General features: G+C 67.0%; 23 protein-coding genes. 18 read left to right on the forward strand and 5 right to left on the reverse strand.

The window, feature by feature from the left end:
• Positions 1 to 8: 8 nt before the first annotated feature.
• The 7 genes from KY501_RS12330 (at position 9) to KY501_RS12360 (ending at position 9,819) form a co-directional block, all read left to right on the forward strand.
• A complete protein-coding gene (locus KY501_RS12330) occupies positions 9 to 2,276 on the forward strand; it encodes a serine/threonine protein kinase (protein WP_224363073.1) in 2,268 nt (755 codons plus the stop codon).
• A 3-nt stretch (positions 2,277 to 2,279) separates the two neighbouring features.
• On the forward strand, positions 2,280 to 2,936 hold the full coding sequence (locus tag KY501_RS12335; RefSeq protein ID WP_224363074.1) for a response regulator: 657 nt from the start codon (positions 2,280 to 2,282) through the stop codon (positions 2,934 to 2,936).
• 34 nt (positions 2,937 to 2,970) lie between these two features.
• Positions 2,971 to 4,311 (forward strand): M16 family metallopeptidase, encoded by a 1,341-nt coding sequence (locus tag KY501_RS12340; RefSeq protein ID WP_224363075.1) that lies wholly within the window; start codon positions 2,971 to 2,973, stop codon positions 4,309 to 4,311.
• 16 nt (positions 4,312 to 4,327) lie between these two features.
• Complete coding sequence (locus tag KY501_RS12345) at positions 4,328 to 5,701, forward strand: M16 family metallopeptidase (protein ID WP_224363076.1); 1,374 nt, start codon at positions 4,328 to 4,330, stop codon at positions 5,699 to 5,701.
• The gene (locus tag KY501_RS12350; RefSeq protein WP_224363077.1) at positions 5,698 to 6,417 is read left to right on the forward strand and encodes an RluA family pseudouridine synthase; all 720 of its coding nucleotides are present in this window, start codon (positions 5,698 to 5,700) and stop codon (positions 6,415 to 6,417) included. Before KY501_RS12345 ends, KY501_RS12350 begins: the two co-directional genes overlap by 4 nt.
• A gap of 108 nt (positions 6,418 to 6,525) precedes the next feature.
• Positions 6,526 to 6,864, forward strand: coding sequence for a hypothetical protein (locus KY501_RS12355; protein ID WP_224363078.1), 339 nt, complete (start codon positions 6,526 to 6,528; stop codon positions 6,862 to 6,864).
• A 153-nt stretch (positions 6,865 to 7,017) separates the two neighbouring features.
• Positions 7,018 to 9,819, forward strand: coding sequence for a choice-of-anchor A family protein (locus tag KY501_RS12360; RefSeq protein WP_224363079.1), 2,802 nt, complete (start codon positions 7,018 to 7,020; stop codon positions 9,817 to 9,819).
• Between the two features lie 119 nt (positions 9,820 to 9,938).
• On the opposite strand, the gene KY501_RS12365 is transcribed toward KY501_RS12360, so the two are convergent.
• From KY501_RS12365 to KY501_RS12380, 4 genes are read right to left on the reverse strand one after another with little or no spacing between them, the layout of a single operon-like run.
• Positions 9,939 to 10,613, reverse strand: a complete 675-nt coding sequence (locus tag KY501_RS12365) for a hypothetical protein (protein WP_224363080.1) — start codon at positions 10,611 to 10,613, stop codon at positions 9,939 to 9,941.
• A gap of 47 nt (positions 10,614 to 10,660) precedes the next feature.
• A complete protein-coding gene (locus KY501_RS12370; RefSeq protein ID WP_224363081.1) occupies positions 10,661 to 11,407 on the reverse strand; it encodes a hypothetical protein in 747 nt (248 codons plus the stop codon).
• Entirely contained in the window at positions 11,404 to 12,759 is a 1,356-nt protein-coding gene (locus KY501_RS12375) for a hypothetical protein (RefSeq protein ID WP_224363082.1), read from the reverse strand. The genes KY501_RS12370 and KY501_RS12375 overlap by 4 nt, the downstream gene beginning before the upstream one ends.
• Before the next feature lie 41 nt (positions 12,760 to 12,800).
• A complete protein-coding gene (locus tag KY501_RS12380) occupies positions 12,801 to 13,403 on the reverse strand; it encodes a hypothetical protein (protein ID WP_224363083.1) in 603 nt (200 codons plus the stop codon).
• Between the two features lie 145 nt (positions 13,404 to 13,548).
• Between KY501_RS12380 and KY501_RS12385 the strand changes: the two genes are divergently transcribed.
• The 9 genes from KY501_RS12385 (at position 13,549) to hisS (ending at position 22,056) form a co-directional block, all read left to right on the forward strand.
• Entirely contained in the window at positions 13,549 to 14,364 is an 816-nt protein-coding gene (locus tag KY501_RS12385) for an MlaE family ABC transporter permease (RefSeq protein WP_224363084.1), read from the forward strand.
• A gap of 38 nt (positions 14,365 to 14,402) precedes the next feature.
• Complete coding sequence (locus tag KY501_RS12390) at positions 14,403 to 15,140, forward strand: ABC transporter ATP-binding protein (protein ID WP_373691595.1); 738 nt, start codon at positions 14,403 to 14,405, stop codon at positions 15,138 to 15,140.
• A 79-nt stretch (positions 15,141 to 15,219) separates the two neighbouring features.
• Positions 15,220 to 16,743 carry an MlaD family protein gene (locus KY501_RS12395; protein ID WP_224363086.1) on the forward strand — a complete coding sequence of 508 codons (1,524 nt, stop codon included), beginning with the start codon at positions 15,220 to 15,222 and terminating at the stop codon, positions 16,741 to 16,743.
• 106 nt (positions 16,744 to 16,849) lie between these two features.
• Positions 16,850 to 17,773, forward strand: coding sequence for a PfkB family carbohydrate kinase (locus KY501_RS12400; protein WP_224363087.1), 924 nt, complete (start codon positions 16,850 to 16,852; stop codon positions 17,771 to 17,773).
• Positions 17,774 to 17,915: 142 nt separating this feature from the next.
• Complete coding sequence (locus KY501_RS12405; RefSeq protein WP_224363088.1) at positions 17,916 to 18,257, forward strand: TIGR02266 family protein; 342 nt, start codon at positions 17,916 to 17,918, stop codon at positions 18,255 to 18,257.
• A 36-nt stretch (positions 18,258 to 18,293) separates the two neighbouring features.
• Positions 18,294 to 19,025 (forward strand): metallophosphoesterase family protein, encoded by a 732-nt coding sequence (locus tag KY501_RS12410; RefSeq protein ID WP_224363089.1) that lies wholly within the window; start codon positions 18,294 to 18,296, stop codon positions 19,023 to 19,025.
• A gap of 134 nt (positions 19,026 to 19,159) precedes the next feature.
• Entirely contained in the window at positions 19,160 to 19,852 is a 693-nt protein-coding gene (locus tag KY501_RS12415; RefSeq protein ID WP_224363090.1) for a hypothetical protein, read from the forward strand.
• A 42-nt stretch (positions 19,853 to 19,894) separates the two neighbouring features.
• Positions 19,895 to 20,737 (forward strand): archaetidylserine decarboxylase, encoded by an 843-nt coding sequence (gene asd / locus KY501_RS12420; protein ID WP_224363091.1) that lies wholly within the window; start codon positions 19,895 to 19,897, stop codon positions 20,735 to 20,737.
• 26 nt (positions 20,738 to 20,763) lie between these two features.
• Positions 20,764 to 22,056, forward strand: coding sequence for a histidine--tRNA ligase (gene hisS / locus KY501_RS12425; RefSeq protein ID WP_255636498.1), 1,293 nt, complete (start codon positions 20,764 to 20,766; stop codon positions 22,054 to 22,056).
• Between the two features lie 3 nt (positions 22,057 to 22,059).
• Here hisS and KY501_RS12430 read toward each other — a convergent pair whose 3' ends face one another.
• Positions 22,060 to 22,584 carry a hypothetical protein gene (locus KY501_RS12430; protein WP_224363093.1) on the reverse strand — a complete coding sequence of 175 codons (525 nt, stop codon included), beginning with the start codon at positions 22,582 to 22,584 and terminating at the stop codon, positions 22,060 to 22,062.
• A 254-nt stretch (positions 22,585 to 22,838) separates the two neighbouring features.
• Here KY501_RS12430 and KY501_RS12435 point away from each other — a divergent pair, with 254 nt between their 5' ends.
• Both KY501_RS12435 and KY501_RS12440 read left to right on the forward strand, forming a co-directional pair.
• Entirely contained in the window at positions 22,839 to 24,179 is a 1,341-nt protein-coding gene (locus KY501_RS12435) for an MFS transporter (RefSeq protein WP_224363094.1), read from the forward strand.
• 95 nt (positions 24,180 to 24,274) lie between these two features.
• On the forward strand, positions 24,275 to 24,865 hold the full coding sequence (locus KY501_RS12440) for a HupE/UreJ family protein (RefSeq protein ID WP_224363095.1): 591 nt from the start codon (positions 24,275 to 24,277) through the stop codon (positions 24,863 to 24,865).
• The last annotated feature ends 12 nt before the right edge of the window (positions 24,866 to 24,877 follow it).

Below are 24,877 nucleotides of genomic sequence, written 5' to 3' on the forward strand. Positions count from 1 at the left end.
GGTAAGGGATGACGGTCTCGCGCTATCGGCTCACAGGGCAGATCGAGGCAGGCGACCTGGCTGAGCTCTACAAGGCTTCGCAGGAGCCCGGCGGCGACGTGGTGGTGAAGCTGTTCCACGCGAAGACGTCCGACCCGGCCTATGCGCGGGCGCTCGCGGAAACGTCGAGCGTGCTCAACCCGCTGCCGCACACGGGCATCGTTCGCTACGTGGACATCGGCTTCGTGAAGCAGCAGCTCGCGGTGGTCCGCGAACACGTGGAGGGCTACACGCTGGGCACCGCGCTCCAGCGGCTCCACACCAAGGAGGTCATCCTCCCATCGGCGCTCGCACTGTACCTGGTCATCCAGTTGTTGGAGACGGTGCAGAAGGTGCACGACGCCGGAGTCATCCACGGCGCCATCACTCCCGGCAACCTGCTGCTGTCTCGCGAAGGGCTGCCGAACATCTGTGACTTCGGCGCGCTCCGGGCGCTGATGGCCGTGCCGGAACTCAAGCGCGGCTTCGCCACTCGCGGCCGCAGCGCCTACCGCGCTCCCGAGGTGGGCCGGGGGGAGGATCCCACGGTCGTCTCGGACGTGTACTCGCTGGGCTCCATCGCCTACGAGCTGCTCACCCTGCGGGAGGCGGTGGTCTCCGGAGGCGGTCTCAGCACTCGCAGTGGAGGATTGCCGCCCCCGAGCCGCCTGGATCGCCGCATCAACGCGCGGCTGGATCCGCTCATCCTTCGCGCGGTGGATCCGCTGCCCAGCCGGCGCTATCGCTCGGCGGGGGACTTCGCCACGGCGCTGCGCAACTTCTTCTCCGCCAGCGGGGGCATGCCTGGCCAGGAGGAACTGCGCCGCTTCGTCCGCGAGCTCGTTCCCAACGAGGTGAACCTGTCCACGCTCGGGCCCGTGCCTTTCTCCGAGCCCTTCACGCTCACCCCCGTGTCCGGAGCGGAGATCGCCAACGTTCATGCCGAGCCGCTGGAGGCCTCGGTGGTGGCGCGGCCCTCCTTCAGCCGCTCGCTCAGCGAGGACGAAGCATCGGCGGAGACCACTGAAGCGCCCCCTGTCTTCGAGGAGTACAAGCCGGGGGACTGGGTCGCCCAGGAATCCACCCAGTTGGCACCGCCCAAGGCCGAGCCCTTCCAGGAGCCCACCCGGCTCAGCCCGCCCAAGGCCGAGCCCTCGGTCGAGTACACGCCCGTCGATCCACCCAAGGCCGAGCCGTCCTTCGACGCGACTCCCGTCGATCCGCCCCGGCCCGCGGCCTACCCGCCGCTGGAGCCCACTCGGGTCGGGCAACCGGCACCGGTGTCTGCGGCGGAGAACACCGAGCCGAGCCGCGTCGGACCCCTGGAGAAGGGCTGGGAGGCTCCCCCCGGCGCCGCACCTCCCAAAGGTCGCAAGCAGATCTTTTCGTCCGGTGGAGCCAACCCTCCCAAGGAGGGCACCTTTGTCGGCCGCAACCCCCGCATGAAGTGGGTGGAGGACTTCTCGGAGGAGAAGACGCGTCTCGCGGACGATCTCCCGGCCGAGCCCCCTCCGCAGTCCCCCAAGGTGGGGACGTCCTCGCGCGCCGCGCTTCCCCCATCGCCTCCGCCGTCCTCGCGCCCGCCGCCCTCACTCGTGCGCGCACAGACCTCCGAGGACTCGCCCCAGGTCTACGTCCCCAAGGATCGGCCGGAGGTGCCCATGCCTCCGCCCACGGCTGACAACATCCCCACAGGCGATGGGGGCCGGCGCCTGTTCACGGAGGAGCGCAACCTCCTCGCCATCTCGCGCCGCCGGCACAGGGCGCTGGGGTTGGCGGCGGCCATCGCGGTGGTGGGCCTCTTCGCCTTCCTGCTCGCCGTGTGGCGGTTCGAAGAGCCGCCTCCCGAGGTGCCGAAGGTCGAAAAGCCTCCCGCCAAGCCTCCCATCTTGGATCCGCGCGCGTCCGCCATCAGCGACGCGGTGGATCTTTACGGCACGTCTTCCAATTCCAAGCCCGAGCAATCCCGGCCCGCGGCCAGCGCTTCGAGCGAGCGGGAGGAGGACTCGGACGCCCCGAAGCCAGACGCCAACTCCGCCTACCTCACCCTGCGCACCAACATGCCTGCGCGCGTCTTCATCGACGGCGTGCTGCAGCGCAAGAGGACGCCGCTGGTGAAGTACCCGGTGAAGGCCGGCAATCACACCTTCATGCTGGAATCCGTGGGAACGAAGGAGCACGTCGACTTCAACCTTCGCCTGGAGCGCGGCAAGCACCACGTCGTCGAACAGAACTTCGAGTCCACCCCGAGGCGCTAAACAATGGAGCGGACCCGCGTCTACGTCGTCGAGGATCAACCCCAGCTGCTCAAGAACCTGGTGAAGGTGCTGGGCACCTTCGAGGAGCTGGAGGTGGTGGGCACCTCGCAGGATGGCGAGGAGGCCGTGGAGGACATCCTCCGGGTGCGGCCCCAGCTCGTCCTGCTGGATCTGGAGCTGCCCGGCCTCAACGGCATCCAGGTGACCCAGCGGGTCAAGCGCCGCGCCTCCGAGGTGGAGATCCTCATCCTCACCTCGTTCGAGGACGAACAGAAGGTGTACGAGGCCATCCAGGCAGGTGCCTCGGGCTACCTGGTGAAGCGGGTGGGGCCGGAGAAGATCCGCTCCGGCATTCGCGAGGTGATGGAGGGCGGCACGGTGCTCGAGCCCATCATCGCCCGGAGGTTCTGGAACTACTTCCAATCCATCCAGACGAAGCCGCCCGAGAAGAAGGAGAACCCCTGGGGGCTCACCCCCACCGAGTTCGAAGTCCTGCGCTACGTGGCCAAAGGGTTGTCCAACGCGGAGGTGGGGCAGGTGATGACGATGGAGCGGCGCACGGTGCGCACCCACCTGTCCCATATCTATCGGAAGATGGGCGTCAACTCGCACGTGGAGGCCGTAGTGTTGGCCCTGCGCGCGGGCATCGTGGACCTGTAGCGAAGCCGCGCCCCTCCTTATATAGGTGGGGATCATGCCCAAGGCTTCTCCGCGTCCCCCCGCTCCCAAGCCGGATCCCGCCCTCCAGTCCCTGCTCGAGGTTCACGAGGCCACGCTGTCCAACGGCCTGCGCGTCCGGCTGCTCGCCAATCCCCAGACGCCCGTGGTCAGCCTCTACACCTTCTTCCAGGTTGGCTCGCGCAACGAGCGCCCCGGCATCACCGGCATCAGCCACCTGTTCGAGCACATGATGTTCAACGGTGCCAAGAAGTACGGGCCCAAGGAGTTCGATCGGGTGCTCGAGTCGAACGGCGGCCGGTCCAACGCGTACACCTCCAATGACATGACGGTGTACTACGACGACTTCTCGTCGGATGCGCTGGAGACGGTGCTGGATCTGGAGTCGGATCGGATGCGCTCGCTGCGCATCTCGGACGCCACGCTCACCAGCGAGCGCGAGGTGGTGAAGGAGGAGCGCCGCGTCCGCGTGGACAACGAGATCACCGGCATGCTGGACGAGGAGCTGGGCACGCTCGTCTACAAGGCCCACCCGTACCGCTGGCCGGTCATCGGGTGGATGGCGGACATCGAGAACATCTCCCGCCACGATTGCGAGGACTACTTTCGCACGTACTACGCGCCCAACAACGCGATCATGTACCTGTCCGGGGACTTCGATCCGAAGAAGACCCTGGCGCTCATCCGCCGCTACTACGGAGACATCCCCAAGGGCCCCAAGCCGCTCCCGGTCATCGACGCCGAGCCGCAGCAGAAGGGCGAGCGCCGCGCCGTGCTCCGCCACCCGGCGCAGTCTCCGTCGGTGATGATCGGCTTCCGCGGCCCGCGCGCCACCGAGGCGGACACCCAGGTGCTGGATGTCATCCAGTACGCCCTGAACAAGGGGGAGGGGAGCCGGCTCGTGAAGAAGCTCGTCTACGAGCAGCAGCTCGCCGTGTCCGTGATGTTCGATTGGGGCTGGCGCATCGATCCGGGGACGGTCGTCTTCTACCTGGAACTCAAGCCGGACTCCGATCCGCAGAAGGTGGAGGCCGCCCTGTACGCCGAGCTGGAGAAGGTGGCTCGCGAGGGCCTCACCGAGCGTGAGCTGCAGAAGGCCAAGAACAACCTGCGCGCCGACCAGCTGCGCGAGCTTGGCACCAACACCGGCAGAGCCCATGCGCTCGGGCACTACGAGGCGCTGCTGGGCTCGTGGAAGGAGCTGCTCACGCTGCCCTCCCGCTACGCCTCCATCACCAACGAGCAGGTGAAGGCCGTGGCAGCGAAGTTTTTCAGTCCGGATCGGCGCTCCGTGGTGACGCTGCTCCCCGAGTCCGAGCCCCAGTCCGAGTCCGAGTCCAGCACCGCCGCCGCCTGATCCCCGAGGAAACCCGATGGCCCCCCGATCCCGAGCCACCCCGAAGAAGGAAAAGACGGCCGCCTCCCGCGCGCTCAAGCTCCCCGTCACCACCGAAACCACCACCTCCAGCGGCCTCCAGGTGCTCGCCGCCGAGCGTGGCCCGCTGCCCCTCGTGTCCGTGCGCCTGGTGCTGCGCGCCGGCAGCTCCACCGATCCGAAGGACAAGTTCGGTCTGGCGGACTTCACCGTGCGCCTGCTCCGTCGCGGCACCGCCCGCCTGAGTGCGGACGAGATCGACGAGACCGTCGAGTTCGTTGGCGCGAGCCTCGCCGCCGGCGTGAGCGAGGATCTGATGTCGCTCTACGTCACCACGCCCGCCGAGCACTTCCCGGCCATGCTCTCCGTGCTGGGGCAGCTCGTGCGCGAGCCCAGCTTCCCCGAGAAAGAAGTGGAGCTGGCCCGGGAGCGTTCGCTGGCGCAGTTCGCCAACGATCTGGACGATCCCGGCACCATCGCGGACCGGGCCTTCACCCGCGCGTTGTGGGGAGACCATCCCTATGGGCATGACGTGGGGGGCTCGGCCTCGCACGTGCGCACCTTCACCCGCGAGGACGTGGTTCGCTTCCACCGCGAGCGCATTGGCCCCAAGGGAGCCCTCCTGGTGGTGGTGGGCGCGGTGAAGCCGGAGGTGGTCGCCGCCGAGGCCGAGAAGGCCTTCGCGGGCTGGTCGCAGTCGGAGCAGCTCGATCCCCAGCCGGCGCCGGCCGTGGAGGGCATTGCCCAGGCGGGGAAGATCCTCATCGTGGACAAACCGGACCAGACTCAGTCCCAGGTGCGCATCGGCGGCCCGGGCTATCGGCTGGGCCACCCGGACTACTTCGCGGCCACGGCGATGAACATCGCGCTCGGCGGTGGCTTCACCTCCCGGCTCGTGAACGAGATCCGCGTGGAGCGCGGCCTGTCCTACGGCGTCGGCAGCTACTTCGACGCCATGAACGCTGGAGGGGCCTTCGCGATCAGCACCTTCACCAAGACGGCCTCCACGCGCGAGATCATCAACGTGGCGCTCGGTGAGGTGGCCAAGGTCCGCAAGGGCGGCGTCACGCCTCGCGAGCTGAAGTCGGCGCAGACGTACCTGGCGGGCCTCTACCCCATGCGCACGGAGACCAATGACTCCGTGGCCTCCATCATCGCGGACATCCGCGTGCACGGCCTGGGAGAGGATTGGGTGGAGAAGTTCCGGGACCGGCTGCGCGCGGTGACTCCGAAGCAGGTGAAGGCGGCGTCCGCGAAGTACCTGTTCCCCCAGGCGCCCGCCATCGTGGTGCTCGGCAAGGCCTCCGAGGTGCAGAAGCAGCTCAAGGGCCTGGGCCCCATCTCCGTGGCTCAGGTGTCGGAGTACGAGTGACGGCTCTCCGCGTTCTCCACGAGGGCGCGGGGCTGCTCGTGGTGGACAAGCCCGCCGGGGTGCTCGTCATCCCCGGCCGGGGCGAGGGAGGCCCCTCCCTGCGCGAGCAGCTCGAGGAGCAGTTGCGCCGCAAGGTCTTCGTGGTGCACCGGCTGGATCGCGACACCTCCGGGGTGCTCGTGTTCGCCCTGGATGCCGAGCGCCACCGCGCGCTCTCGCAGGCCTTCGAGGGCGGCCAGGTGCGCAAACGCTACCGGGCCCTGGTGGAGGGGAGGGTGGACGCGCCTCGGCTGGTGGATGCGGCGCTGGTGCCTGCGCGCAAGGGCCGGATGCGCGTGGCCCGGCCCGGTGAGCCCGGCAAGCCCTCGCGCACGCGAATCCGCCCCGTGGAGAGCTTCGAGCGCGCCTCGCTCGTGGAGGCCGAGCCCCTCACCGGCCGCACCCACCAGATCCGCGTGCACCTGCTGGAGATGGGGCACCCGCTGCTCGTCGATCACCAGTACGGCCGCTCCGAGCCGCTGCTTGAGAGGGAATTCGGTGGGGCGGGGGAGGCGCAGGTACTGGCAAGGACCCCCCTTCACGCCGCGAGGCTCGAATGGCCCGCCCTCCCGGGTGTGGAGCCCCGCGCCTTCGAGGCGCCCCTGCCCGACGACATGATCCGCACCTTGGATCTGCTGCGCGCCACACGTTCCAACCCCCCGAACGGACTGGTGTGAGATTTCCGCTTACTCCGGCTGCGAACAAATGTCGGAGCCACGAGCATGAAGGTTATTGCGGATTTTTCTAGATAGGCTAAACAAATACAGCACCGTGAGGGGGAGTCCATGTCGGGGTATCCCAGCGGGGATCCAGATCGGCAATCGAAGCGCAATGCGCACGCAAACGGGGCGCATCCGATGGCCGTCCTCTCCGCAACGCGTACCTACAACATGGCCTGTGAGATCACCTTGCCAGTTGGCAAGACACCCTTCACTCTGAAGAACGCCGATTCCGCAGGAAAAGGAACCCACCCGGGATTCGAGGTGAATTTCCTGCCAGTCCTTTCGTCGAACGGGCCGGATTACCGCAACCGTCGCATGCGCTGTGAGGCGGACACTCCCTGGGGTTTGTCGGCCTCGCTGACCCCGCTGTTGGCGCAAGGGCGCCACAGAGCAGTGCTGTAACCACACCCACACTCAACCTCGGAGCTGTCTCTCACCCTCGACGCCTTTGCATTTCTACGGTTTCCACCCACGCGCAAATTTCACAGTATTTGAGAATTTCCCTCTCAAGGGAGGAGTGCAATGCAGCAACTCAGTCGAAGTTGGAAAGGATTGATGGCCGCCGGGCTCCTGGCCTGGACCGCCGCTTGTGGAGGCGCCTCGCAAGACGCGTCGGAAGGCGACGGCCGGAGCCCGTCGATCAAGAGCAAGAGCTCGATGCCAGGCGCGATGCCCTCGGGATTTGAGGGCTCGGCCCTGCAGAAGCAGGTAGCGACGGCGGCGGCGGCCAATCCCCTGGCTCCCATCGTGACGCATTCCGGCTTCATCTCGCTGTCGGTGGACGGAGTTGGCACCAACGCCGCTTCGGGCACCGTGCAAGTCAACAAGCCCGCGGGCGCGACCGTGAAGGCCGCATACCTGGCGGCCGCCAGCACCGGCTTCTCGAGCTACCAGATCCCTAACGGCGGCGTGAAGATCGACGGCCTGGACGTGGGCTGGTCCAACTCCATCCAGAGCGGCATCAACTCGTGGAACCACTGGTCTGATGTCACCTCGCTGGTGAGCGGCAAGATCAACGCGGCTCCCGCGGGGCGCGTGAACTTCACCATCACCGAGACGAACACCTACAGCGTGGATGGCGAGATCCTCGCCGTCGTCTTCAACAACCCGGCCTCCACCACCGTCAACACGGCGATCCTGTTCTTCGGCGCCCAGAGCACCGGCGGTGACACGTTCCGCATCGCGCTGGCCGAGCCCATCGACAAGAGCGATCCCAACCTGGGCCTGGACCTGTCGCTGGGCATCTCGTTCGGCTACCAGGACGGCTCGGCCTCCGAGCGTCAGGTCAGCATCGTTGACGTGAACAACTCGCGGTTGACCTCGCAGGCGGGCGGTCAGGACGACGGCGTCTCCGAGGACGGCGCGCTGCTCACCGTCGGCGGCCTGGATGACTCCAACGCCAACCCGGCGCCGAACTCCACGGGCCCGGGCTTCCGGGGTGATGACGAGCTGTACGATCTGCGCCCGTTCGTCGCCAACGGCTCTACGCAGATCACCGTCGCCACGAGGAACCCGTCCAACGACGACAACATCTTCTTCGCCGCGCTGTCGCTGACCTCTGCCGCGGCCGTCGTCGGCGAGGGCATCGTCCTGGGCCCCACGACGGAGACGGGCCCGGTGGGCAGCACCCACACCCTCATCGCCACCCTGCAGGACAACAACGGCAACCCGCTGGCCAACCGCACCGTGACGTTCAAGGTCAAGGCGGGCCCCAACGCCAACATCACGGCCACCGCCGTGTCGAACGCTCAGGGCAAGGCCACCTTCACCTATACGGGCAACGGCGGCGCGGGCCAGGATGAGATCGTGGCCTCGTTCGTGAAGGCCAACGGTGAGACGGCCACCTCGAACTCCGCCTACCAGGCGTGGACGGCCACCAACCGGCCGCCGACCGTGGCCTGCGGCAACATCGTCCTCGAGACGGGCGGTGACACCTGCGGCGCCTCCGGTTCCATCAACAACGGCTCCTTCGATCCGGACGGTGACTCGATCAACTGCTTCCAGTCTCCCGCGGGCCCGTACGGCCCGGGCTCCACGGTCGTCACGCTGACGTGCGTGGACAGCAAGGAGGCCGCGTCGAGCTGCACCGGCACCGTGCAGGTGGTGGATCACGCCAACCCGACGATCTCCTGCCCGGGCAACCAGACCGCCGAGTGCGTGAATGGCGGCGCGGCGGTGACGCTGGGCCAGCCCACGGCGGGCGACAACTGCGGCGCGGTGAATGTGACGAGCAATGCTCTGGCCAGCTACCCGCTGGGCATCACCCCTGTGACGTTCACGGCGACGGACTCCTCGGCCAACACCTCCACGTGCACCACCCTGGTCACGGTGCAGGACACGAAGGCTCCGCTCATCACGGTGTTCGGTGATTCCCACATCACGATCGAGTGCAACGCGGATTACATCGATCCGGGCGCCGAGGCCACGGATGCGTGCGCGGGTGATGTGACGAATGCGATCGTGGTCTCCGGCGGCATCGATGCGGCGCACTCGGGCGACTACACGATCGGCTACACCGTGTCGGATGCCCTCGGCAACACGGCCACCGCGACCCGTACCGTGACGGTGGGTCCGTGCGAGACCTGCGTCGAGGTCAACCTGAGCGACTACAACCTGTTCCTGCTGGGTGACTACAACGGCGGCCATGACGTGGTGGGCAAGGTGGCGGCTGGTGGCAACATCGTCCTGTCGGACTTCGCGGTGGGCTCCGGCCTGGCGGCCAGCGACACGTCCAACGTGCTGGTGGCGGGCGGCAACCTGTCCGTCAACCGCGGCGCGGTATACGGCGATGCCCGCTACGGCGGCAGCTACAGCACCAACCCGAGCGTGGTGTTCCCGCGTGGCAGCGCGGCGCAGGGCACCCCGATCGACTTCGCGGCCCGCGGCGCGGAGCTGAGCAACCTGTCGGCGCAGCTGGCTGGCTTGAACGCCAACGGCACGAAGACCCGCTACAACTGGGGCGGCATCTACCTGACCGGCACGGACGCCACGATCAACGTGTTCAACGTGCCCGCCAGCGACTTCAACGGCGCGGCCCTGCTGGACATCAACGCTCCGGCCAGCTCGCTGGTGGTCGTGAACATCACGGGCGCTTCTGCCTCGTTCGGTGGCTTCGGCACCCAGTTCAGCGGCGGCGCGAACCAGCACAACGTGGTGTACAACTTCGTGAACGCGACCAGCATCACCGCCAACGGCTTCGGCTTCTGGGGCACGATCCTGGCGCCGAACGCGGACGTCACGTTCAACAACGGCAGCTGGGACGGCGGCCTGTACGCCAAGTCCCTCACGGGCAACGCCGAGGGTCACATCAACCCGCTCGGCGACCACAACATCTGCCCGCCGACCAACAACCGCTGAGTCGGTGGGGCTCGTGAGCGGGCCCCCTGACTCCGTTCGCCCTGCCTGAGTCACCTCGGGCAGGGTGAGAGAGGGCCCCGGCACTCACGTGCTGGGGCCTTCTTGCGTTCAGGGTCGGCTCAGGGCCGGCTGAGCAGGAACTCGTTCGACTGACCGATGTGCCCCGCGTAGTCCTCGACGATGAGCGCCATATTGCTCTCGGTGGAGTTCTCGGCGGTGAACTGCTGATCGAGCACTCCCGCCACGAACGGATCGCTCACCTTCGGGTCCACGTTGCCCTGGGTGGAGCGCACGATCACCCGGCCCTTGAACAGCGCCGCGTCAGGCCCCTGCGCCCGGATCCGGACGGAGAAGGGCTGGCGGCGCACCTGGGGGCCAATGGACTCGATCTCGAACCCGGTGAGGTTGAGCGGCGGCCGTACGTCGAAGCCCTGCTCGAGCACCACCTGGCGCCCATCCTGGAGCTGAACCTGCAGATCCTGCTGGCCCACCGCCAGCCAGGGGATGATGTCCACCGAGATGCGGCGACCGCCCTCCTGCGTGTCGAGGATCTCGAAGTCCCGGTCGGCGATGCGCACGCGCTCGCTACCGACCAGCTCCACTTCGTTCCCGCCATAGTCCAGCTTGAGCGGCAGCGCCCCGCCGAACTCCACGTTCAGTACAAACCGCGAGTCGGCCGGCATGCTCGACGGCTCCACGGACGCGATCGATGGCAGGGGAGGCTCGACCGAGCCACACGCACACCACGGCACGGCGAGCACCGACACCCACTGGCGCAATACGGACACCTTCACTCTTCCCCCTGGCTCCTCAGAGGACCTGCTGCTCGCCCCAGCGTCGCTCAGCGAGAACGGACGCGAAAGGGATTCGACAGCCCCTTGTGGCCTCGACTGTCCTCGACCAGAAGGTACACCCTGGAGTCCGTGTGGGAGATAGAGATCTCCTGCACGAGCACCCCGTTCGAGAAGGCATCCGGGCTGATGAACCTCATCAGACCCCAGTTGGCTCGGACGGATACGCGCCCCCCGAAGGACTTCGCGCCAGGCCCCAGGGCACGAATGGTGATCGGAAAGGGCTGGTTGCGGACCTGGTCCTGCACGTGATCGAGCTTGAAGCCGGTGATCTTGCGCCCGGTCTCAGGAGATGAGGGATCCGGGTCTTCCGGCTCGTTGCACCTGGGAGAACCTCCATCGCAGGGCTCCCCGGATAAGAAGGGGTCCGGCACCACCGAGAAGGCATGCTCGCGCACGGCCTCGCGGCCATCCGCCAGGGTGACCTGGATGTCGTAATCGCCCAGGGCGAGCTCCTGGGGCACGGGGACGATGAGCGTGCCGTCCGGCTCGGCGAAGGGGATGTCCACCTTCACTCCGCCGATCCGCAACCCCATGGCCAACTGCGCGGGATCCACGGACTCGTCGTCGTAGTTCACCACCAGGGGCAGCGCCGCATCCACCCGCACCGAGAGGCTGGCTGGCTCGCCGGCGCCGATGCGCTCGGGCAGCACCGAGACGATGGAGGGAGTGGGGAGCGCCTCGGGCCCGCAGGCGGAGAACAGGAGGGGCAACACCACGCAGGCGGCTCGCTTCATGGTACGTACCTCACGCCGAGGGAGGCGCCCGCGCCGCCGAGCTGCGCGCTCAGGCGGGATGTCTGGGCGGGGCCATACTCGCCACGAAACTCCAGCAGCAGGCTCACGCGGCCCAGGCGATAGGCCCCCTGTGCCGAGAGGAAGGCCATGGCGCCCAGCTTGCTCTCGTCGAAGGCTTGCTGGAAATCGCTGGAGACGTCGTGCTGGAAGGGGAGGACACCTGCTCCCGCCCGGCCATACAGGGACAGGGCCGAGCGCTGGAGCAGCGTCACCCGCGCCGAGGCCAGCAGAGGGCCCGCGAGCACGCGCGAGCGCAATGTGCCGTAGCCCTCGATCGTGGCACTCAACGAGGCCCGGCGGAATCCGACCTCCAACTCCGCCGCGATCCGCTCCTGCCAGAAGGGGAGGGGATAGGACGCTCCCAGGGCCACCGTGGGCCCGCGGTTGGCGCCTCCAGCGAAGAAGCCTCCCGCCAGCAGGTGCACTGCGAGCTTGTGCGGCTCGGCCACGGGCGACGGCGGGGGCGGAGCGACGGCCACGATCTGAGCAGGGGGCGCCTCGGCCTGGACCGCTGCCTGGACCTGGACGGTGTCACGCCCCTCGCGGCGCCGTGCCTCCACGGAGACGGTCTGCGCCTTCGCCGTGGGCTTCACCCGGTAGAGGAGGGGACCACCAGGCAGAGGCTCCAGGCTCGCTCCCTCCGCGGTGAGCTGCAACTGCTCGGCGCTGAGCGACTCCTCCCCTGCCACTACCAGCCAGCCACCCGAGTGGGGCAGGGGATCCGGAGTGAGCAGCGCGGCCAGGGGACGGTGGCTCGGTACATCGAGCTTCACCACGCGGTCCGTCTGCAGCGAGCCGCGCGTGGCCAGCACGTGCGCCTCCTTCATTCCGGGAGGCACCTCGACGGGCACCTGGGCCCTGCCGCGGCGATCAGCCTTCACCGGCCCGAAGCGTGCCCCGGCGATATCCATCACCACTTCCGCGCCCGGATCCGTGGTGACAGGCAGCGTCGTCCGGCCCAGCAGCGGAATGCGCAGGACCGCCGACTCCGGAGTGCCCTGAGGCCCGCTCACCCAGAAGACGAGCACGGCCATGAGCGGGTAGCGGACATCCGGAGGCGTCCACTGGAACTTCCGGAGCGCTCCGCCCTCCACCTCAGCCTGGGCGAAGCTCCCCGAGGAGGCGACCGCATGCACGGGTCCGCTCCCCTCGGGCAGGTGGACCTCCACCTCCACCGCCGTGTCCTGCCCCAACACCACGCGTGCAGGCGTCGCCCGGACCTCTGGCGTGGCCGCCGACGCGGCTCCTGGCAGAGCGAGGAAAGCGAGGGAAAGCACGAACAGCACGCGCATAAGGAACTCCCCGCGAGTTGACTCCCTCGCCGGGTCCCAGGTCAATCCTCTGGAGGTGAGGATTGCACCGCGGGGGCCTCCACTGCGGCCGCCTCTGTGGTCGAAGGTGAGAGGGGCTTGTCGGCAGGACCCGAGGGACGTGCGCTGGGCGGGCTGAAGGTGGGCTTCTGGGACGAGCCCCCACCGCGGCCGTGGACCAGCGTCTTCATGTCGGTCCGGAAGGTGATGTCCACCTTGTCCCCGCGCACCGCCGTCACCAGGCCCAGCCCATAGGCGGGGTGCTGGATCACCTGATCCACCTTGTAGGTGTCACTGGGGTTGTAGCGGGGCGCACCGGCGATGTCCTTGCCGGCCAGCTGCTCCTCGAAGGAGATGATGACCTTGTCGGCCTTGGTGGCTCGGGTGGAGCCGGACGACGCGGAGCTGCTGCGCGAGGAGGAAGAAGAGGATGCGGAGGAGGACGAGGAAGCAGACGGTCGATCCGTGGTGCCGGGCGCGCTGCGGTAGACGTGATCTCCACCGCAGGTGTTGCAACGCACTCGAGCGATCTTGGTGCCGACCATCGCGAGAATGGTGTGAGCCAGGGTGAGCTTGCAGCGGGTGCACTGCGCGTCGACCTCGCCGCCAACCTTGTAAGTAGCCATTGGGGTGCTCGGTACAGGCCTTGGAGGCCCGTGTCATGTGAAAAAGGGGGGCGCAACATAGCGATCCGCCCTAAGGAAGCACAACCGGTCTCCACCCGGGACTTGTGCCGCTGAACCGGGCACGTAGAGTGAGGCCCGACCCACCATGGCTACCGAGAACGCAGACAAGGCGCCCAAGGAGCCCCCCCTCCTCCTGCAGTCGATCGACAATTTCGGCAAGGGCGCCGCCAGCGTCATCACCAACATCGGTGGGGTGGCATACCTGGGTTTCCAGGTCGCTCGTTGGTCCCTCAAGCGACCGTACCGGCTGACGAACCTCTTCGCGCAGCTGGACTTCGTGGGGGTGGGCTCCATCTTCATCGTCGCGCTGACGGGGTTGTTCACCGGCATGGTGTTCGCCACGCAGACGGGCAGTGCTTTCGCGCTGTTCGACGCCGAGAGCATGGTGGGCCCTACCGTGGCGCTCACCCTGGCACGCGAGCTGGCCCCGGTGTTCTCCGCGCTCATGGTCACCATGCGAGCAGGCTCGGCCATGTGCACGGAGCTGGGCACCATGCGCGTCACCGAGCAGGTGGACGCCCTGGAGACGATGGCCGTCAACCCCATCCAGTACCTGCTGGCGCCCCGCGTCATCTCCGGCCTCGTCATGGTCCCGGTGCTCACCATGCTTTTCATCACCATGGGCATGGGTGGCTCGTACTTCGTGGGCGTGGTGATCAACGACATCTCCGCTGGTACCTTCCTCAGCCGCACCCAGCAGTGGCTGGATCCCATCGATCTCTTCGAGGGCCTCATCAAGGGCGCCATTTTCGGGCTCTCGGTGACGCTGGTGTGCTGCTACAAGGGCTTCAACGCCTCGGGCGGCGCCAAGGGCGTGGGCCAGGCCACCACCGAGGCCATGGTGACCAGCGCTCTGTCCATCTTCATCCTCGACTTCTTCGTTGGCGTGATGATGCACTGATGACCTCCGCCGCCCCCACGCCGGCCGCCGCGCGGCCGATGATCCAGGTCGTCGACCTGCACAAGACGTTTGGCGAGCAGAAGGTGCTCACGGGCATCAACCTCACCATTCCCGAGGGCAGCACGTGCGTGATCCTCGGGGGCTCGGGCTCAGGCAAGACGGTGCTGATGAAGCACATGATCGGCCTGCTCAAGCCGAACCAGGGCCAGGTGTTCGTGGACGGGGAGGACATCGTCCCGCTGGGGGACGCGGAGATGGAGCGCGTCCGCCGCAAGTTCGGCATGGTGTTCCAGGCCGCGGCCCTGTTCGACTCGATGAACGTCTACGAGAACGTGGCCTTCCCGCTGCGCGAACACCGCAAGCTGCCCGAGGAGCAGGTCCGCGAGCTCGTCCGCGCGAAGCTGGACCTGATGGGCCTGTCTCCTTCCGTGGAGGCCAAGTTCCCGGCGGATCTGTCCGGCGGCATGCGCAAGCGCGTGGGCCTGGCGCGCGCCGTCATCATGGATCCGAAGATCGTCCTCTATGACGAGCCCACCACGGGCCTGGATCCCATCACCACGGACTATGTGGACGAGATGATCCTGGAGGCGCAGGCCAAGCTGAAGGTGACCAGCGTCGTCATCAGCCACGACATCGCCTCGGCCTTCAACGTGGGGAACTTCATCGCCTTTCTGTCCAAGGGGCTGATCATCGAGTTCGGCCCGCCGGAGCAGCTGCGCAACTCCGAGAACCCCATCGTCCAGAAATTCCTTCAGACATGGTTCGGCAAGAACTAGGCCCGGAGAGGGAAATGCTGGCACGCCCGCCCCAAACCGCTATTGTCCACCCGGCCGGACCCCCTCGGAGCCACTCCAGGTGAAGAAGCTCGTCACGCCGTTCCGTGTAGGACTGCTGGTCATCGCAGCGGGTGCCTTCTTTTTTGCGTTCTACATGTTCGCGAGGAAGGGAGGCCTGAGCGACAAGGACTCCACCGCCGTGTGGGCCTACTTCCGGGATGCCTCGGGCCTGAGCGCCAAGAGCCGGGTGCAGATCGCCGGTATCCCCGTGGGAGAGATCAGCTCCATCACCCTGGAGGGCACGCGCGCCAAGGTGTGGTTGAAGATCCGCCGGGACGTGGAGCTGCACGAGGACGCGGTGCTCACCAAGCGCTCCGAGTCCCTGCTGGGCGACTTCCTGCTCGATCTCAACCCCGGCACCGAGCAGGCCCCGGCCATGCAGGACAACGGGCAGATCAAGCGGGTGATCGACAGCCAGGGCATGGAGGCCATCTTCCAGTCTCTCACCCAGATCACCGCGGACATCCAGCAGGTGACGGGGGCGCTGCGAGACGTGCTCGGCGGAGAGAAGGGCGCCGGCTCGCTGCAGCGCATCGTCGAGAACCTCATCCACCTGTCCGAGTCCGTGGACGACACGGTGCGCTCCAGCGGCGAGAAGCTCAACGCCATCCTCACCAACTTCCAGGGCGTCTCCGAGGATGTGCGCGGCGTGACGCGCGAGAACGAGGCCGAAGTCACCCGCATCATCGACAACATCGAGGGCATCACCAAGGACGTGCGCGAGGTGCTCAACACCGTGAAGACGGTGGTGGGCTCCAACCAGGGCGATCTCAAGGAGGGCGTGTCCAGCCTCAAGGACACGATCCAGAAGCTGGACCGCACCCTGGGCAACCTGGAGAAGATCACCGAGGGTGTGCGCAACGGGGATGGCGTGGTGGGAACGCTGCTGACGGACCGGCAGCTCGGCCAGAAGCTCACGGATGCGGTGAGCGACGTGTCGGACTACGCCACCCGGCTCACCGGCTTGCAGACGGAGGTGGGGTTGCAGGCCACCTACCTGGTGGCCCAGGGCCGCTCGAAGAACAGCCTCTCGTTGCGGCTCATCCCCAAGCCGGACAAGTACTACCTGCTCGAGATCATCGACGATCCGCGCGGCCTGGTGGAGGTGCAGGTGGTGCAGAACAACCCGCCCGCCTCCGGCCAGCCGGTGGTGCAGACGCAGAAGATCATCAAGGAGACCTTCAAGATCAGTGCCCAGTTCGCCAAGCGCTACTACTTCACCACGCTGCGCTTCGGCCTGATCGAGTCCACCGGTGGCGTGGGCGCGGACCTGCACTTCCTGGATGACGCGCTGACGCTGAAGATGGACGCGTTCAACTTCTCGGCGGAGGAGCTGCGCTACCCGCGGCTGCGCGCCACGCTGCGTGCCCAGGCCTTCGATCACCTCTTCGTCACCGCCGGCATGGACGACATCCTCAATGCCCAGCAACGCGACACGGCCACCCAGCGCCTGATCGCCGGCCGAGACTTCTTCTTCGGCGGCGGCCTCTTCTTCACCGACGATGACCTGAAGGCTTTGCTCCCCTCCGTGCCCGCTCCGTAGCGGTGGCGTCTTGACCTGAGGGCCGGAACGTCGTACCCCGTCGCGGCACGGATGCTGCCTGCGCGCCGTGCTGGAAGTCTTCACCCAGCATTACCCAGGAAGCATCATGTCTCTGCTCGTCGTCGGCTCGGTCGCGCTGGATTCGGTGGAAACCCCCTTTGGCAAGAAGGAGGACGTGCTCGGTGGCTCGGCCACCTTCTTCTCCACCTCGGCCTCCTTCTTCAACCCGGTGCAACTGGTGGCCGTCGTGGGCGAGGACTTCCCCGAGGCCCACGTCCAGTTCCTCCGCGCGCGCGGTGTCCACCTGGACGGCCTCACCCGTGAGAAGGGCCGCACCTTCCGCTGGAAGGGCAAGTACGGCTTCCAGCTCAACGAGGCGCAGACGCTGGACACCCAGCTCAACGTCTTCCAGAGCTTCTCGCCCCAACTGCCCGAGTCCTACCGCAACGCCCCCTACGTCTTCCTGGGCAACATCCACCCCGAGCTCCAGTCCCAGGTGCTCGATCAGGTGAAGGCGCCTCGGCTGGTGGCCGCCGACACGATGAACTTCTGGATCCAGGGCACCCGCGACGCGCTGCTCAAGACGCTCAAGCGCGTGGATCTGCTCTTCGTCAACGACGCGGAGATCCGCCAGCTCTCCGGCGAGCACAACATCGTCAAGGCCGCCCGCGCCGTGCTCTCCATGGGCCCCAGCCGCGTCGTCGTGAAGCGCGGCGAGTACGGCGCGCTGCTCTTCGAGCGCGAGCACATCTTCGCCTGCCCGGCCTTCCCGCTCGAGGACGTGTTCGATCCCACCGGCGCCGGCGACACCTTCGCCGGCGGCTTCATGGGCACCCTGGCCACCGCCGATCGCTTCGAGCCGGACATCCTCCGCCGCGCCATGGTCATGGGCAGCGTGATGGCCTCCTTCACCGTGGAGCGCTTCAGCCTGGACCGCCTGCGCGATCTCACCCGCCAGGAGATCCACCGCCGCTTCAGTGAATTCAAGCGGTTGACCCACTTCGACGATCTCGGCCCCCTGGAGAGCTGAGGAGAAGGCTGAAAAAACCGTCCTCCCGGACTTGACGGGTGTGGGTCCGATCCGTAGGGTGCGACCCCACTGTCATTTTCCAGGCTCTTGGAAGAAGATGGGGGCGAGGTCCGTGAGCGTGTCCGTGGAGGAAGTCGGGTCGATGGAGAACCGGAAGTTCGGGCGAGTGCCGTCCCGCATGCGCTGCTGGTGCGAGGGGGACAACGTCACCCTGTACTCGCGAGTGGGCAACCTGAGCGAGGGCGGTCTCTTCGTTCGCACCAGCACTCCGCTGCGGCAGGGCGTGCAGGCGACGGTCCGCCTGGGCGTGGGGGAAGAGGACGATCGGCAGGTGCAGACATTGGTCAAGGTGGTGTGGACGCGCCACAATGACAAGCAGTGGCCCTCGGGTATGGGGCTGAAGTTCGAGTCGCTCGATGCTGCGAGCCTGGAGCGGCTGAGGCAGATCATCTCGTACGAACGAGCGCGCTGGCCCGGGGCTTGAGCGGCCCGGAGGTCGACGGGGCGAGGCACACCACGCATGCGGATCGCGGTCATCTCCGACATCCACTCCAACATCGAGGCCCTCACGGAGGTGCTCCGAGCAGCGGACCGGCACAAGGTGGACCGGATCGTCTCGCTGGGAGACATCGTGGGCTACGGAGCTTCCCCCAACGAGTGTTGTGATCTGGTGCGCTCGGTGACGGAGGTGACGCTGCTGGGCAACCATGACGCCGCGGTGGCCGGGCGCATGGACTACTCGTACTACTACGACGCGGCCCGGCATGCGCTGGACTGGTCGGCCAGCGTGCTCCGGGAAGAGAACCTGGGGTGGCTGAGGAGCCTGCCGTACACGTACCGGATTGGCGAGGTGGGCTTCTGCCACGGCTCGCCCATCGAGCCCAAGGCTTACGAGTACATCTTCGCGCTGGAGCAGGCCCGGGAGCTGACGCCGTTCGTGGCGGAGCTTCCGGAAGTCACGTTCATCGGGCACAGCCACCTGTGCAAGGCGTTCGCCATCGGCAACGGCGAGGTGAACGACGTGGTGGCCCAGAAGTTCGGCATCCGGCGGGGCTACAAGTACATCATCTCGGTGGGCAGCGTGGGGCAGCCGCGGGACTACGACAACCGGGCCTGCTTCGTGATCTGCGACACGGACGCGCGCACGGTGGAGTACACGCGCGTGGAGTACGACATCGAGACGGCGGCGCAGAAGATCTTCGATGCGGATCTGGCGCTGAACTTCGGCAAGCGGCTGTTCCTGGGCGTCTGAGCCCGGGGCTCGGCGCTCGCCCGGCGCTCGTCCGGTGCTCTGTGGCCCGCCGAAATGCGGCGAGGCGGCCGGAAACGTGGCATAAACCGCCAACTGTGCGGATCCACAGCCTGACGACCCTGAGTCGGCCCCTCGTGGGCCTTGTCTCCACCGTCCTGATCGCGCTGGCACCGGCCGGGTGCAAGAAGGACTCTGGCCCGCCGTCGCCCGAGTACGAGCAGGCCCACCAACGCTTCAGCAAGATCTACGCGCAGAAGCTGGATCAAGCGTTCCTCGATCCAGAGATGGATGCGATCGACGCGCTGCTCGAGCAGGTGCCCGCGGACAGCATGGACGCGCCATCGGCCAAGGAGCTGCAGCAGCGCATCAAGGCCGGGCGGGCGAAGATGGAGGCGGCCCAGGAGGAGCAGCAGGAGGCCATCGAGTCGGCGCACCAGGTGGACTCGGTGCCCTCATCGCCCGAGCCTGAGGCCGAGCCCGAGCCCACGCCGCCTCCCGCGGAGCCGAAGGACGCGGGGACACCGGATCTAGGCCCGGTGGCGGGGTCGCCAGCGTCCGAGCTCACGGCGGGCTACCTGGGCTGCTTCCAGGCGGGCAAGCCCATCGACATTCAGGGCAAGGGCCTGCGGGACGCCTGGGAGATGTCCAGCAGGGCACGTTGCAGCCAGCAGTACCCGGCCTTTGTGGGACAGGTGGTGCTGGTTGAAGACGGGAAGGTCCTGGCGATGTTACCCAAGAGCGCCATTGTCACGACGTACAAGCTGCAGGACGGGGGAACGTCGACCGGGAACCCCAATACGGAGAAGAGCCCCGGTCCGACGAAGTAAGCCGGCCGCCTCCGCCTCCCACCTTCGAGATCTTCGCTCGCGATGAACGAACAGACCTTCATGAAGTTGATGCAGATCCTTCCCAAGTCCGCCCTGTCGTCGGCGGTGGGGGTGGCCACGCGGCTGCCCGCTCCGGCGCCGGTGCACCGCATGGCGATGAAGGCGTTCGCCAAGGCGTACCAGGTGGACATGCAGGAGGCCGAGCACTCGTTCGAGCGCTACTCCACCTTCGCGGAGTTCTTCACCCGAGGGCTGAAGCCGGGGCTGCGTCCGGTGGACGCGGGGGAGAAGGTGGTGGTTTCGCCGGTGGACGGGCGGGTGTCGCAGGTGGGGTACTCGGACAACGGGCGGTGCCTGCAGGCCAAGGGCATCGAGTACACCGTGGACGAGTTGCTGGGAGACAAGGCAGCGGCGGCGCCGTTCCACGGGGGAGCGTGGACGACGCTGTACCTGTCGCCTCGGGACTATCACCGCATCCACGCGCCGCTGGCGGGGACGATCACGGGCTACGCGTACATCCCGGGCGAGTTCTGGCCGGTGAACCCGGCGTCGGTGAAGAACAAGCAGTCGCTGTTTTGCGTTAACGAGCGGCTGGTGACGTACCTGGACACGGTGGCGGGCAAGTGCGCGGTGGTGAAGGTGGGCGCCACGTGCGTGTCGCGGATCAAGGCGTCGTATGACGACGTGCTGACCCATACGGGCAAGCCGGGGAAGGTGCACCAGTACGAGACGCACCTGCCGGTGGACAAGGCCGGGGAGCTGGGGCGGTTCGAGATGGGATCCACGGTGATCCTGCTGTTCGAGCCCAAGCGGGTGAAGTGGGACGACAGCCTGCAGCCGGAGACGGTGGTTCGGATGGGGCGGCGTATCGGGGAGATCGTGTGAGCCAGAAGATCAGCGGTGTGAAGGGGATGAACGATCTGCTGCCGGGCGAGCTGAGCTCGGACATGGCGCCGATCGAGACGTGGCAGTTCGTGGAGCGTGCGACGCGCGAGGTGTTCTCGCGGTTCGGTTATGGCGAGGTCCGCACGCCGGTGCTGGAGGACACGGGGCTCTTCGTGCGCAGCGTGGGCGAGGAGACGGACATCGTCGGCAAGGAGATGTACACCTTCGAGGACAAGGGCGGCCGTAGCCTGTCCCTGCGTCCGGAGGGGACGGCTCCGGCGGTGCGGGCGTACATCGAGCACTCGGTATCGAACCAGGAGCCGTTGACGCGTTGGTACTACGTGGGGCCGATGTTCCGGTACGAGCGGATGAAGACGGGCCGCTACCGGCAGTTCTATCAGATCGGGGCGGAGGCGCTGGGCTCGAAGGAGGCCGCGCAGGACGTCGAGTTGATGGACATGGTGGTGCAGCTGCTGGAGCGGATCGGGCTGAAGGACATCTCGCTGAACCTGAACTCGCTCGGGGATGACGCGTGCCGGCCTGCGTATCAGCAGAAGCTGGTGGGCTACCTGAAGTCGCACCGCGAGGAGTTGTGCGAGGACTGCCAGCGGCGGCTCGAGACGAACCCTCTGCGGGTGTTGGACTGCAAGAACCCGAAGTGCCAGGCGGTGGTGCAGGCGGCGCCGAACATCCTCCAGGAACTGTGCGAGCCGTGTAAGGCGCACTTCGACGAGGTGAAGCGGAAGCTGGACGCGCTGGGGATCCGGTACGTGGTGAATCCGCAGATCGTGCGCGGGTTGGACTACTACACGCGGACGACGTTCGAGTTCATCGCGGCGCACCCGGCGTTGGGAACGGCGAGCACGGTGGGCGGAGGCGGGCGGTACGACAAGCTGCTGAAGGCGTTGGGCGGGCCGGATGTGCCGGCGGTGGGCTTCGCGCTGGGGATGGATCGGCTGACGCTGCTGCTGAAGGAGAGCGGGCAGAAGTTCAGTGATCCTCCGGACCTGTTCGTGGCGGTGGCGGACGAGGGCTCCGCGGATGCGGCGTTCACGTTGGCCAGCAAGCTGCGGAAGGAAGGGCTGCGGGTGGAGTTCGACACGCGCGGCGGCAGCCTGAAGAGCCAGATGAAGCGGGCGGACAAGACGAAGGCGCGCTTCACGTTGGTGCTGGGACAGGCGGAGCGGGAGAGCGGCAAGGCACAGCTCAAGCCGATGGCGGGCGGTGATCCGATTGCGGTGTCACTGACCGAGGTGACTCAGGCCGTGCGTTCCGCGCCCCAGGCTCCTGCGCCCCAGGCCACTGCGGCTCAGGGCTGATGGCTACTTGTTCGCCTGTTCGGCATTCACTCCGACGACTCGAGTCTTGCCGTCCTTGTCGACCTCGAGCCGGAGCTGTGGCTTTTCCTGGGCATCGTTGATGATGATGCTCGCCACACCCTTCTCCACGCCGATGACGATGCGCTCCTTCCAGTCCTGGCGGAAGGTGATGTTGGGCTGTCCCTTGATGAGGCCGATGCACATCGCCTCGTAGCCCTCGGTGCTGTCGAAGCACAGCCCGTTGATACCGACGGGCTCGAGCATGCCCAGCCCACCCACCTCGTTTCCGGACGCGTCCATGAACTGGATGCCATAGGCCGTCACTGCGCGCTTGAGGCCCTTGGGATCTGGCAGCGGCGCACCAATGCGGAGGCGAGCCTGACCGTGCTCGTCGACGATGTTCACCTCTCGCACCGTGATGGAGTCTGTGGGTTGAGTCGAAGCCTTGACGCTTGAACACGCTCCGAGGGCAGACACGGCGCAGATACCGAGAACGATCGACACGAGACGACCAAGCGGTTTCGACATGGAGGGGTATCCTTTCGAAGCGTCAACCTAGAGGATGCCGTTCCCGTTCTGAGCCATGGCTGCGCGTTCATTGCGCCATGGTTGCGTCATGATGAACACTGCCAGGTGGAGTGCCTCGCGTCAGTGCTCGACTGGACAGCGAGCGGCAGTGGGCTCCCCTGTGCCGGGGGAACTAGGTTACCAGGGGGTGTACCGCGCAGGCTGGCTCACAGGGGACCGTGCCTGTTCGTGCGGAGAGGGAAGGAGCAGGCACGGTGGCGGCTCAGGGCTCCGAGCAGCAACAGACACGCGGAGGCTGGAGGTTCCTGCTCCGAGCGTTGGGGCACCGCAACTACCGGCTCTTCTTCGCTGGACAGAGCGTTTCGCTGATCGGGACGTGGCTCACGCGCGTGGCGACGAGCTGGCTGGTGTACCGGCTGTCGGGCTCGGCGATGTTGCTGGGAGTCATCGGGTTCTGCGGGCAGATCCCCACCTTCGTCCTCGCTCCCGTCGCGGGAGTGCTGGTGGACCGTTGGAACCGACACCGGCTGCTGGTCGTCACCCAGGTGCTGGCGATGCTCCAGTCCTTCGCGCTGGCGGTGCTGGCACTGACCGGCGTCATCACCGTCTGGCAGATAGCGTTGCTCAACGTGGTGCAGGGGCTCATCAACGCCTTCGATATGCCCGCGCGGCAGGCCTTCGTAGTGGAGATGGTGGATGATCGGGCGGATCTGCCCAACGCGATTGCACTCAACTCCACCATGTTCAACGGAGCGCGGTTGCTGGGTCCCTCCGTAGCCGGAGCGCTCATCGCGTTCGTGGGGGAGGGGGGCTGCTTCCTCATCGATGGCTTCAGCTATCTGGCGGTGATTGTCTCGCTGCTGGCCATGCGAGTTGCCCTGCGCCAGCGCGAGCAGAAGCGCCAGCATGTACTCACCGAACTGAAGGAGGGCTTCCACTACGCCTTCAGCTTCCCGCCCATTCGGGCGCTGCTCGGGATGCTCGCGCTGGTGAGCCTGATGGGCATGCCCTTCACGGTGCTCATGCCGGTGATGGCTTCGGAGATCCTGCACGGCGGCCCGAACACACTGGGCTTCCTGATGGCCGCCTCGGGGATGGGGGCGCTCTGTGGCGCCCTGTTCCTGGCCTCTCGCCGGACGGTGCGCGGCTTTGGTGGGGTGATCGTCGCGATGGCCTCGCTGTTCGGAGTGGGGCTCGTGGCCTTCTCAGCGTCGCGCAACGTGGCGCTGTCGCTCGTGACCATGGTGGTCTGCGGATTCGGGATGATGGTGACGACGGCCGCGAGCAACACAGTGCTACAGACCATCGTCGAGGAGCGGATGCGCGGGCGGCTGATGAGCTTCTACTCCATGGCCTTCATGGGCACGGCGCCGTTCGGCAGCCTGCTGGCGGGAGTGCTGGCCACCCACGTCGGCGCTCCCGTGACGATCGCCATCGGTGGAGGCGCCTGCCTCGTGGGCGCGGCGCTGCTTCGGTGGAAGCTGCCGGCCCTGCGCGAGCATGTGCGTCCCATCTACGTGCGGCTCGGGATCCTGCCCGAGGTGGCGTCGGGGATGCAGTCGGAGGCCAACCGCACGGGGGCAGCGGAGAATTGATAGCCTCAGGCTATTAGTAGAATAGAGAAGATATTGCGCAACTATCAGCCCGAGAGGCCATCCTTGCCAGTGACTTGCTGGAAGGAGGCTTGGGTATGGGGATCGCTTTGCTGGCCGCGCTGGGTTCGGGGGCTCTCCACGCGCTCTCAGGTCCGGATCATCTGCTCAGCCTGGCGCCGCTCTCCGTGGGCCGACGTCAAGGCGCCTGGCGTGTGGGCCTGCTCTGGGGGCTTGGGCACGGCTTCGGCACCCTCGCGGCGGCCGCCGTGCTCATGCTGACGCTGTCCATGGTGCACCTGGAGGGAATCGATCGCTGGGCCGAGCGCATCGCGGGGCTCGCGCTGCTGGTGATGGGGGCCTGGGGTGTGAGGAGCCGCGCGATGGCCGAATCTCCCCAGGTGGCCGTCAAGAGCGTGTTGGCCGTGGGGCTCGTCCACGGGGTGACGGGGGCGGCGGCGCTGTTGCTGCTCCTGCCCGCGGTTGTCTCCGGGAGCACCGCCTACCGTGCGCTCTACCTCAGCGGCTTCGCGGTGGGCAGCACCCTGGCCATGGCGGCGCTTACCTCGGTGATCGCGGCGTGCTCTCGGGCGCGCAAGGTGCCAGCGGCCTTTGGGACGTACGTGCCGAAGGCGGCCTCGGCGCTCTCCATTGTGCTGGGCGGCGTCTGGGTCATCGGCAGCATCTGAGAGGGCTGATAA

This window comes from Hyalangium versicolor, from assembly GCF_020103695.1.
Taxonomy (GTDB): domain Bacteria; phylum Myxococcota; class Myxococcia; order Myxococcales; family Myxococcaceae; genus Hyalangium; species Hyalangium versicolor.

What these genes read in the sequence shown, in the direction of transcription:
- KY501_RS12410 (WP_224363089.1), top strand. Translation starts at nt 18,294, where the DNA reads ATGCGGATCGCGGTCATCTCCGACATCCACTCCAACATCGAGGCCCTC.
- KY501_RS12360 (WP_224363079.1), top strand. Translation starts at nt 7,018, where the DNA reads ATGGCCGCCGGGCTCCTGGCCTGGACCGCCGCTTGTGGAGGCGCCTCG.
- KY501_RS12370 (WP_224363081.1), bottom strand. Translation starts at nt 11,407, where the DNA reads ATGAAGCGAGCCGCCTGCGTGGTGTTGCCCCTCCTGTTCTCCGCCTGC.
- KY501_RS12385 (WP_224363084.1), top strand. Translation starts at nt 13,549, where the DNA reads ATGGCTACCGAGAACGCAGACAAGGCGCCCAAGGAGCCCCCCCTCCTC.
- KY501_RS12380 (WP_224363083.1), bottom strand. Translation starts at nt 13,403, where the DNA reads ATGGCTACTTACAAGGTTGGCGGCGAGGTCGACGCGCAGTGCACCCGC.
- KY501_RS12345 (WP_224363076.1), top strand. Translation starts at nt 4,328, where the DNA reads ATGGCCCCCCGATCCCGAGCCACCCCGAAGAAGGAAAAGACGGCCGCC.
- KY501_RS12375 (WP_224363082.1), bottom strand. Translation starts at nt 12,759, where the DNA reads ATGCGCGTGCTGTTCGTGCTTTCCCTCGCTTTCCTCGCTCTGCCAGGA.
- KY501_RS12405 (WP_224363088.1), top strand. Translation starts at nt 17,916, where the DNA reads ATGGAGAACCGGAAGTTCGGGCGAGTGCCGTCCCGCATGCGCTGCTGG.
- KY501_RS12400 (WP_224363087.1), top strand. Translation starts at nt 16,850, where the DNA reads ATGTCTCTGCTCGTCGTCGGCTCGGTCGCGCTGGATTCGGTGGAAACC.
- KY501_RS12430 (WP_224363093.1), bottom strand. Translation starts at nt 22,584, where the DNA reads ATGTCGAAACCGCTTGGTCGTCTCGTGTCGATCGTTCTCGGTATCTGC.
- asd (WP_224363091.1), top strand. Translation starts at nt 19,895, where the DNA reads ATGAACGAACAGACCTTCATGAAGTTGATGCAGATCCTTCCCAAGTCC.
- KY501_RS12330 (WP_224363073.1), top strand. Translation starts at nt 9, where the DNA reads ATGACGGTCTCGCGCTATCGGCTCACAGGGCAGATCGAGGCAGGCGAC.
- KY501_RS12440 (WP_224363095.1), top strand. Translation starts at nt 24,275, where the DNA reads ATGGGGATCGCTTTGCTGGCCGCGCTGGGTTCGGGGGCTCTCCACGCG.
- KY501_RS12355 (WP_224363078.1), top strand. Translation starts at nt 6,526, where the DNA reads ATGTCGGGGTATCCCAGCGGGGATCCAGATCGGCAATCGAAGCGCAAT.
- KY501_RS12340 (WP_224363075.1), top strand. Translation starts at nt 2,971, where the DNA reads ATGCCCAAGGCTTCTCCGCGTCCCCCCGCTCCCAAGCCGGATCCCGCC.
- hisS (WP_255636498.1), top strand. Translation starts at nt 20,764, where the DNA reads ATGAACGATCTGCTGCCGGGCGAGCTGAGCTCGGACATGGCGCCGATC.
- KY501_RS12390 (WP_373691595.1), top strand. Translation starts at nt 14,403, where the DNA reads ATGATCCAGGTCGTCGACCTGCACAAGACGTTTGGCGAGCAGAAGGTG.
- KY501_RS12335 (WP_224363074.1), top strand. Translation starts at nt 2,280, where the DNA reads ATGGAGCGGACCCGCGTCTACGTCGTCGAGGATCAACCCCAGCTGCTC.